Source organism: Neoroseomonas rubea (genome assembly GCF_016106015.1).
In the GTDB taxonomy this organism is placed as follows: Bacteria; Pseudomonadota; Alphaproteobacteria; order Acetobacterales; family Acetobacteraceae; genus Neoroseomonas; species Neoroseomonas rubea.
Genome location: NZ_JACADQ010000320.1, coordinates 1 through 4,910 on the forward strand (window position 1 = coordinate 1; position 4,910 = coordinate 4,910).

A 4,910-nucleotide genomic window follows, 5' to 3' on the forward strand; every position below is an offset into this window, starting at 1 on the left:
AGTTCAAACGTACGCTCTTCGGAATTGCGAGTTGGGGGCCGATCACCGATCTCGGCCGCGCGACGGTCGGCCGCGCGCGCGCCGCCGTGCGCGGCATCGCCTTCCTGGGAGAGGCGATCGTCACCGCCGGGCGCGTGCTGGCGCGCCCGCGGCTGCTTCGCCTGTCCGACCTGCTGCGGCACCTGGACGAGGTCGGCACGCGCGCCTTCCCGCTGACGCTGCTGCTCGGCTTCCTGATCGGCGTCATCCTCGCCTACCAGTCCTCCATCCCGCTGCGCCGCTTCGGCGCGGAGGTCTTCGTCCCGAACCTCGTCGGCATCTCGCTGCTGCGCGAACTCGGCCCGCTGCTGGCCGGCGTGGTGCTGGCCGGGCGCACCGGGTCCGCCTTCGCCGCCGAGCTCGGCACCATGACGGTGAACGAGGAGGTGGACGCGCTGAAGATCATGGGCGTCGATCCGACCGCCATGCTGGTGCTGCCGCGCCTGATCGCCGCGACGCTCGCCATGCCGGTGCTGGCGCTGCTGATGAACCTCTCGGGCCTGGCCGGCATGACGCTGATCATGGGCACGCTCGGCTATCCCTGGGCTGCGGTGCAGGGGCAGCTGCAGCAATGGCTCGCGCTGGGGGATCTGGTGGGCGGGCTGTTCAAGGCGGCCTGCTTCGGCCTCGTCATCGCGGCCATCGGCTGCCGCGCGGGGCTGGCCGCCGGGCGCGGACCGCGCGCGGTGGGCGATGCGGCGACGGCGGCCGTCGTCGGCGGCATTGTCGCGATCGTCGTGATGGACGGCATCTTCGCCGTGCTTTTCTTCCGGCTCGGCATATGAGCGAGCCCGTCATCCGCGCCGAGAACCTCGCCGTCGCCTTCGACGGGCGGACGATCTTCAAGGACGTGACCTTCGAGGTCCGGCGCGGCGAGATCTTCGTCATCCTCGGCGGCTCGGGCTGCGGCAAGTCCACCCTGCTCAAGGCGCTGATCGGCCTGGTGCCGCTGTCCGCCGGCCACGCCTTCCTGCTGGGCGAGGATCTCGGCGCGCTGGACGACACCGCCCGCCGCGCGCTGTTGCGGCGCATCGGCGTGATGTGGCAGTCCGGAGCCCTGTTCGGGAGCATGACCCTGGCCGAGAACGTCGAATTGCCGCTCGAGGAGCACACCGACCTGCCGCGCACGGCGCGGGAGGCGCTGGCGCGCGCCAAGCTCGGCATGGTCGGGCTCGGCGACGCGGCGCTGCGCCTGCCTGCGGAAATCTCGGGCGGCATGGCCAAGCGCGCGGGCATCGCGCGCGCCATGGCGCTCGACCCGCCGCTGCTCTTCCTCGACGAGCCCTCCGCCGGGCTCGACCCCATCACCTCGGCCGGGCTCGACAAGCTGATCCGCGAGATCGCGCAGGAAACCGGCACGACCTTCGTCGTCGTGACGCACGAACTGCAATCGATCCTCGCCATCGGCGACCGCTGCATCATGCTCGACAAGACGGCGCAGGGCATGATCGCCGAGGGCGACCCGAAGCGCCTGCGCGAGGAGAGCGAGCACCCGACGGTGCGCGCCTTCTTCCGGCGCGAGGCCGCCTGAGATGCCCGCGGCACCCCGCCCGCTCTATCTGCGGGTCGGCATCCTCGTGCTCGCGGGCATCGGGCTCGCCGTGGGCTTTGTGCTGTTCCTCACCTCCGGCACCTTCAGCGGCAAGCAGCTGCTGTTCGAGACCTATGTGCGCGAATCCGTCGCCGGCCTCGACGTGGGCGCACCGGTGCGCTTCCGCGGCGTCCCCGTCGGGCGCGTCACGGAACTCGGCCTGGTCTCCGTCGTCTATGCCGGACGGACCCGCGGCGTCGACGACACGACAAGCCGCCTCGTCCTCATCCGCTTCGCCGTGGATCCCAGCCGCTACGGCCGCACCCCGGTCGAGGAAGCCGTGCGCGCGGGCCTGCGGGTGCGCATCGCCTCCCAGGGCGTCACGGGCCTGTCGTACATCGAGGTGGATTTCGTCGATCCCGCGCGCTTCCCCGTCACCGACGTGCCGTGGGATCCGGAATTCCCGCGCATCCCCTCCGTCCCCTCGACCATCAACCAGGTGACGAGCGCCGCCGAACGTCTCCTGACGCGCCTCGACGCGCTCGACATCGAGGGGCTGCTCGACGCCGCGACCGGCGTGCTCAACGACGTGCGGGCCCAGGTCAGCGGCCAGGGCGACATCGCGACGACGCTGCGGGAGGCCGCGGTCACCATGGCCGCGCTGCGCGAGGCGATCCAGGGTGCCGAACTCGCCGGCGCGGTGCGCGACATCCGCACCGCCGCGACGCGCATCGGCGCGGCGGGGGAGGCGGTGGAGAACCTCCTCGCCGGACCCGAGATCGCGAACGCGGCGACGAATATCGGCCAGGCGGCGGCCGACCTGCGCACCGCGATCGCGCGCCTGCCCGCGGTGATCACGGCGATGGAGACGACTCTGCGCACGGTGCGCAGCACCACCGGCGACACCCAGGCCGACCTCGGCCCGCTGCTGCGCGACCTGCGCTCCACCGCCGCCAGCCTGCGCGACACGGCCGAGGCGCTGCGCCGCAACCCGTCGCAATCGCTGTTCGGCGCGCCACCGCCACCGCCACGGGATCGCCGCTGAGATGATCGCACGCCGCACGCTGCTGATCGCGCCGCTGCTCGCCGCCTGCTCGGTGCTGCCCGACAGGCCCTATGTCGAGACGCGCCGCTTCCCGCTCGACCCGCGTCGCACGGGCGCGCCGCGCAGCGGGCGCGGGCGCCGGACGCTGCTGGTGCGCACGCTGCGCGCGGGCGCGGGGATGGACACGCGCAACCTGCGCACCGTCCGGCCGGACGGCACGGAATTCCTCGACTTCTACGCCGAATGGGCGGCGCCGCCGGCGGAAGCCGCCGAGCAGGCGCTGCGGCGCTGGCTGCTCGATTCGCGGCTCTTTTCCGCCATCCTCGCGCCGGGCTCGCGCGTGACACCCGACTTCGTGCTGGAAGGCGACCTCACGCGCCTCGCCGCGGTACAGGGCGAAGGCGTCGCGCGCGCGGAACTGACCATGCTGCTGGTCGATGAAAGACAGGGCAGCCGGCTGGTCGGGCAGATGGTCAGCAGCGGGTCGGCGCCGCTGGCCGGCGGCACGGCGGAGCCCACGCCCGAACAGGCGGCCGAGGCGATGGGCGCGGCGCTGGGGAATGCGCTCGCGTCACTCGAACAGGCGCTGGCACGGTTTTCGTGAAGGGCGGGGGAGGAGAACCTCCCCCGATCCCCCTCCCTTTTCTGTCTGTTGGGAACTGACGGCGAAGGGCTGCCCCTGCTACGCGGGCTTCACCCGCCAGGACTGCGCGTAGTCGCCCCACTCCACCGCGCTCGCCGCGGCACCGATCTCGAGCGCGTCGCGCGTGTCGAGCATCACCGCGTATTCGTCCGTCGCCGGCTTCTTCGGCGTGAAGGCATTGCCCAGCGCCTTCGGGTGCGGGCCATGGGTGAAGCCACAGGGATGCAGCGTCATCATCCCGGCATGGATGTTGTCGCGCGAGAAGAAGTCGCCGGCGTGGTAGAACAGTACCTCGTCATAGTCGTCGTTGTTGTGGAAGAAGGGCACCTTCAGCGCGCCCGGGTCGGTCTCGAAGGGGCGCGGGCAGAAGGTGCAGATCACGAAGCGGTTCGCGACGAAGGTCGTGTGCGCGCTCGGCGGCAGGTGGTAGCGGTGGGACATCAGCGGGCGGATGTCCTCGACGTTGAGGCGCACCGGCGAAAGATCCCCGTGCCAGCCCACCGCGTCCAGCGGGTTGAACGGGTAGTTGACGGTCGAGATCGCGTTGCGCCGCTTGATGCGCACCGCCCATTCGCTCTCATCCGCCTGGGCGCGGAAGGCCTCGTCGAGCTTCGGCGTCTCCAGCACCGCCGGGTCGAACACCGCATGCTTGCCGACCATGCCGCGGTCGGGCAGCTGGAAGGTCGATCCCGTCGCCTCGATCAGCAGCGCCACCACGGGCGCGCTGCATTCCATGCGCCACATGGTCGATCGCGGCAGCACGACATAGTCGCCGGCGCGGAAGGCCAGCCGGCCATAGTCGCAGAAGATGTCGCCCGCGCCCTGGTGGATGAACAGCAGCTCGTCCCCGTCGCCATTGCGCGCGAGGTGGTCCATCCGCGCCGGCGCGCGCCACAGTCGCAGCCGCACATGCGCGTTGAACAGGATCTCCGCCGCGTCCCAGGGCGATGCGTGCTCGGCGTTGATCTTCGCAAGGTCGAAGGCACGCGGCCGCAGCGGCCCGTCCCAGGATGTCCAGCCGGTCGGCGGATGGCGGTGATGCATGTGCGTCGCCGGGCCGAAGAAGCCTTCCTTGCCCAGCTCCCGCTCGAAGGTGCCGTCCGGCAGGTCGGCATGCGCCTGGCGGGAGGAAAGTCCCTCCGAGCGCGGGAAGGGGATGTACTGGCGCGTCATGGCGACGGGTCCTCCTCGGGCGCTTGCCCACGCTCCGAAATTGGTTTCACATGAAACCGATGTCAAGCGAACCGGACTTCGACCTCGACGGCTTCCTGCCCTACCGGCTCTCGGTCGCCTCCAACCGCGTCTCGCGCCTGTTTGCCCGCCGCTATGCCGACGAATTCGGCCTTTCCATCCCCGAATGGCGCGTGCTGGCGGTGGTCGGCGCCGACGGCACGGCGACGGCGCGCGCGGTGCGCGACCGGACGGGCATGGACAAGGCGAAGGTCAGCCGCGCGGTCGCAGCGCTTCTCGCGCGCCGGCTGCTGCGCCACGCGCCGCATCGCGGCGACCGGCGGCTGGAACCTCTGGTGCTGTCCGCCGCGGGGCGGCGCGTCTTCGACGCCATCGTCCCGCGCGCCCGCGCGCTCGAGGCCGAACTGACCGCCACCCTGGCGCCGGAGGCGCGCGCCGCGCTGGAAGGCGCCCTCGCCCTG

General features: G+C 71.6%; 6 protein-coding genes. 5 read left to right on the forward strand and 1 reads right to left on the reverse strand.

All coding sequences use genetic code 11. The annotated features are described in order from the left end of the window. The 4 genes from HW577_RS20730 to HW577_RS20745 all read left to right on the forward strand — a co-directional run. On the forward strand, nucleotides 1-824 hold an 824-nt coding region (locus HW577_RS20730), incomplete at its 5' end, for an MlaE family ABC transporter permease (protein ID WP_198378023.1). Continuing rightward, a complete protein-coding gene (locus tag HW577_RS20735; RefSeq protein WP_198378024.1) occupies nucleotides 821-1,570 on the forward strand; it encodes an ABC transporter ATP-binding protein in 750 nt (249 codons plus the stop codon). The genes HW577_RS20730 and HW577_RS20735, both read left to right, overlap by 4 nt. 1 nt (nucleotide 1,571) lies before the next feature. Next, nucleotides 1,572-2,615, forward strand: coding sequence for an MlaD family protein (locus HW577_RS20740; protein WP_198378025.1), 1,044 nt, complete (start codon nucleotides 1,572-1,574; stop codon nucleotides 2,613-2,615). A gap of 1 nt (nucleotide 2,616) precedes the next feature. After that, complete coding sequence (locus HW577_RS20745; protein WP_198378026.1) at nucleotides 2,617-3,219, forward strand: ABC-type transport auxiliary lipoprotein family protein; 603 nt, start codon at nucleotides 2,617-2,619, stop codon at nucleotides 3,217-3,219. Between the two features lie 78 nt (nucleotides 3,220-3,297). On the opposite strand, the gene HW577_RS20750 is transcribed toward HW577_RS20745, so the two are convergent. Beyond that, a complete protein-coding gene (locus HW577_RS20750; RefSeq protein ID WP_198378027.1) occupies nucleotides 3,298-4,431 on the reverse strand; it encodes a homogentisate 1,2-dioxygenase in 1,134 nt (377 codons plus the stop codon). A 59-nt stretch (nucleotides 4,432-4,490) separates the two neighbouring features. Here HW577_RS20750 and HW577_RS20755 point away from each other — a divergent pair. Next, nucleotides 4,491-4,910, forward strand: a 420-nt coding sequence (locus HW577_RS20755) for a MarR family winged helix-turn-helix transcriptional regulator (protein WP_198378028.1), incomplete at its 3' end; no start/stop codon positions are given.